Source organism: Corynebacterium sp. (assembly GCF_030535495.1).
Lineage (GTDB): Bacteria > Actinomycetota > Actinomycetes > Mycobacteriales > Mycobacteriaceae > Corynebacterium.
Genome location: NZ_JAUNRW010000159.1, coordinates 1 through 3377 on the forward strand (window position 1 = coordinate 1; position 3377 = coordinate 3377).

General features: G+C 67.3%; 2 protein-coding genes. Both read left to right on the forward strand.

The genetic code is table 11. The features are described 5' to 3' along the window. Positions 1-1278, forward strand: a 1278-nt coding sequence (gene sucB / locus Q4F73_RS12030) for a 2-oxoglutarate dehydrogenase, E2 component, dihydrolipoamide succinyltransferase (RefSeq protein WP_303359581.1), incomplete at its 5' end; no start/stop codon positions are given. Between the two features lie 90 nt (positions 1279-1368). Further along, positions 1369-3377: glycine dehydrogenase (aminomethyl-transferring) (locus tag Q4F73_RS12035; protein WP_303359582.1), on the forward strand; the 2009-nt coding region annotated here is incomplete at its 3' end.

Below are 3377 nucleotides of genomic sequence, written 5' to 3' on the forward strand. Positions count from 1 at the left end.
CTGCTCGAGGTCTCCACCGACAAGGTCGACACCGAGATCCCGTCCCCGGTCGCCGGCACCCTGCTGGAGATCCTCGCCGATGAGGATGAGACCGTCGACGTCGGCGCCGTCATCGCCCGCGTGGGTTCCGGCTCCCCGAAGAAGGCGGCCAAGAAGGACGCCAAGGACGAGGACAAGAAGGACACCGACGACGCCAAGGCTGAGGCTGAGAAGCTGGCCGAGGAGAACAAGAAGGAGGAGCCGAAGAAGGAGGCTCCGAAGTCGGAGGACAAGGCCGAGAAGAAGGCCAAGCCCAAGGAGCCCAAGGAGGACGACGAGCCGGCAGAGAAGAAGTCCAACGCCGACGTCCCCTACGTCACTCCGCTGGTGCGCAAGCTCGCCGACAAGCACGGTGTTGACCTGACCACGGTCGAGGGCACCGGTGTCGGTGGCCGTATCCGTAAGCAGGACGTCCTGGCCGCCGCCGAGGGTGGCGCCGACGTCAAGGCCGACCAGGCCGCGGACAAGGGTGCCCGCTCCAACTGGTCCACCAAGTCCGTGGATCCGGAGAAGGCCGAGCTCATCGGCACGACCCAGAAGGTCAACCGTATCCGCGAGATCACGGCGAAGACCATGATCGAGTCCCTGCAGAAGTCCGCTCAGCTGACTCACGTGCAGGAGGTCGACATGACCCGTGTCGCGGAGCTGCGTAAGGCCGCCAAGGACGAGTTCGTCTCCAAGCACAGCGCGAACCCGACCTACCTGGTGTTCATCGTCAAGGCTGTCGCCGAGGCCCTGGTCTCCCACCCGAACGTCAACGCGTCCTACAACGCGGAGACCAAGGAGATGACCTACCACTCGGACGTCAACATCGGCATTGCCGTGGACACCCCGCAGGGGCTGCTGGTGCCGGTGATCAAGAAGGCCCAGGATCTGTCCCTGGTCGAGATCGCCACCGCCATCACCGATCTGGCTGAGCGTGCCCGCAACCGCAAGCTGCGCCCGGACGATCTGTCCGGTGGCACCTTCACCGTGACCAACATCGGTTCTGAGGGTGCCCTGCTCGACACCCCGGTGCTCACCCCGCCGCAGGCCGGCATCCTGGGTACCGCGGCCATCGAGAAGCGCCCGGTCGTGGTCACCGACGACGGTGTCGACTCCATCGCCATCCGTCAGATGTGCTACCTGCCGTTCACCTACGACCACCAGGTCATCGACGGTGCGGACGCAGGTCGCTTCATCACCACCATCAAGGACCGCCTGGAGACCGCGGACTTCCAGTCTGATCTGGATCTCTAGTCTCAGCTGAGATTAACCGTCACCCCGCCGGGGTGGCGGTTTTTCTTATACTTGGTGTCATCAGTTCCCCCACCGAGGAGTCGATCCCGCATGGCCCTGCCCCCGATCACCGATTCTGCTTCCTACCTGGCCCGACACACCGGCCCCGATGGTCCGGAGGAGAAGGTGATGCTGGAGGCGCTGGGATATCAGTCCCTCGATGCGCTTATCGACGCCGCCCTCCCCGCCGACATCCGCCTGCCCGGAGAGCTCCCCGACCGCCCGGCGCTCAGTGAGACCGCTGCCCAGGCCCGGCTGCGTGCCTACGCCGACGCCAACACGGTGCTCAAGTCCTTCTACGGGCAGGGCTTCTCCGACACGATCACCCCGCCGGTGATCCGCCGCAATGTGGTGGAGGATCCGGGCTGGTACACCGCGTACACGCCCTATCAGCCGGAAATCTCGCAGGGCCGCCTCGAGGCGCTGCTCAACTTCCAGACGATGGTTTCCGAGCTCACCGGCCTGCCCATCGCCAACGCCTCGCTTCTCGACGAAGCCTCCGCCACCGCCGAGGCCATCGGCCTGATGTCCCGGGCGAAGAAGAAGGGCCGCCGGGTTGCCCTCGACGCCCGCCTCCACCCGCAGGTGCTGTCCGTGGCGGCGGAGCGGGCCCGCGCCATCGACCTGGAGGTCGCCGTGGAGGACCTCTCGCAGGATCTGGTGGGTGAGGATTACTGCGGTGTCGTCATCGCCTATCCCGGCACGGAGGGGGATATCACCGATCCGCGTCCGGTCATCGACGCCATCCATGACCGCGGCGGTCTGGCCACCGTGGTCACCGATCCCCTGGCGCTCATGCTCATCGAGTCCCCCGGTGAGCTGGGCGCGGACATCGCCGTGGGTTCCTCCCAGCGCTTCGGCGTGCCGCTGTTCTTCGGCGGCCCGCACGCTGCGTTCATGGCCGTCTCCGACGCCCTCAAGCGACAGATGCCGGGTCGTCTGGTCGGTGTCTCCGTCGACGCCGAGGGCGCCCCCGCCTACCGCCTGGCACTGCAGACCCGTGAGCAGCACATCCGCCGCGAGCGGGCGACCTCCAACATCTGCACCGCCCAGGCCCTGCTGGCCGTCACCGCCTCCATGTACGCCGTCTACCACGGCCCGGAGGGTCTGCTGCGAATCGCCGAACGCATCCATTCCCTGGCCTGCGACTTCGCCGCCTCGGTCGACGGCGTCGTGCACGAGCACTTCTTCGACACCGTCGCGGTGGAGGTGGCGGACGCGGCCGCGGTCGTCGAGAAGCTCGCGGACGCCGGTTACCTCGTACGCCCTCTCAGCGACACCCGCATCGCGGTGAGTTTCGGTGAGTCGGCGACGGAGGCGGACGTCGATAAGCTCGTGGAGGTCTTCGGCGGTGCGCGGCAGGAGGGCAGCTCCGCGCTGGCTGTGCCGCGCGAGACCCCGACGCTGACCCACGAGATCTTCTCCTCGATCCATTCCGAGACGCAGATGCTGCGCTACCTGCGGCGTCTGTCCGACAAGGACCTGGCACTGGACCGCACGATGATCCCGCTGGGCTCGTGCACGATGAAGCTCAACCCCACGGCCGGGATGGAGACGATCACCTGGCCGGAGTTCGCCAACATCCACCCCTATGCCCCCGAGGAGCAGGCCCGCGGGTGGATCGAGCTCATCGAGGAGCTCGAGGGCTGGCTGGCGGAGCTCACCGGCTACGCGAAGGTGTCCGTGCAGCCCAACGCCGGTTCCCAGGGCGAGCTGGCCGGTCTGCTGGCCATCCGGCGATTCCATGTGGCTAACGGTGACACCGAGCGCGACATCTGCATCGTGCCGGCCTCCGCGCACGGCACCAATGCGGCCTCGGCGACGCTGGCGAACCTGCGGGTGGTGGTGGTCGCCACCGCGGACGACGGTTCCGTCGACCTCGCGGACCTCGACGCCAAGCTCGAGGAGCACGGGCCGCGGGTCGCGGCGATCATGATCACCTACCCCTCGACCCACGGCGTCTTCGAGGACACCGTGCGGCAGGTGTGCGACAAGGTCCACGCCGTCGGCGGGCAGGTCTACATCGACGGGGCCAACATGAACGCCCTGACGGGGCTCGC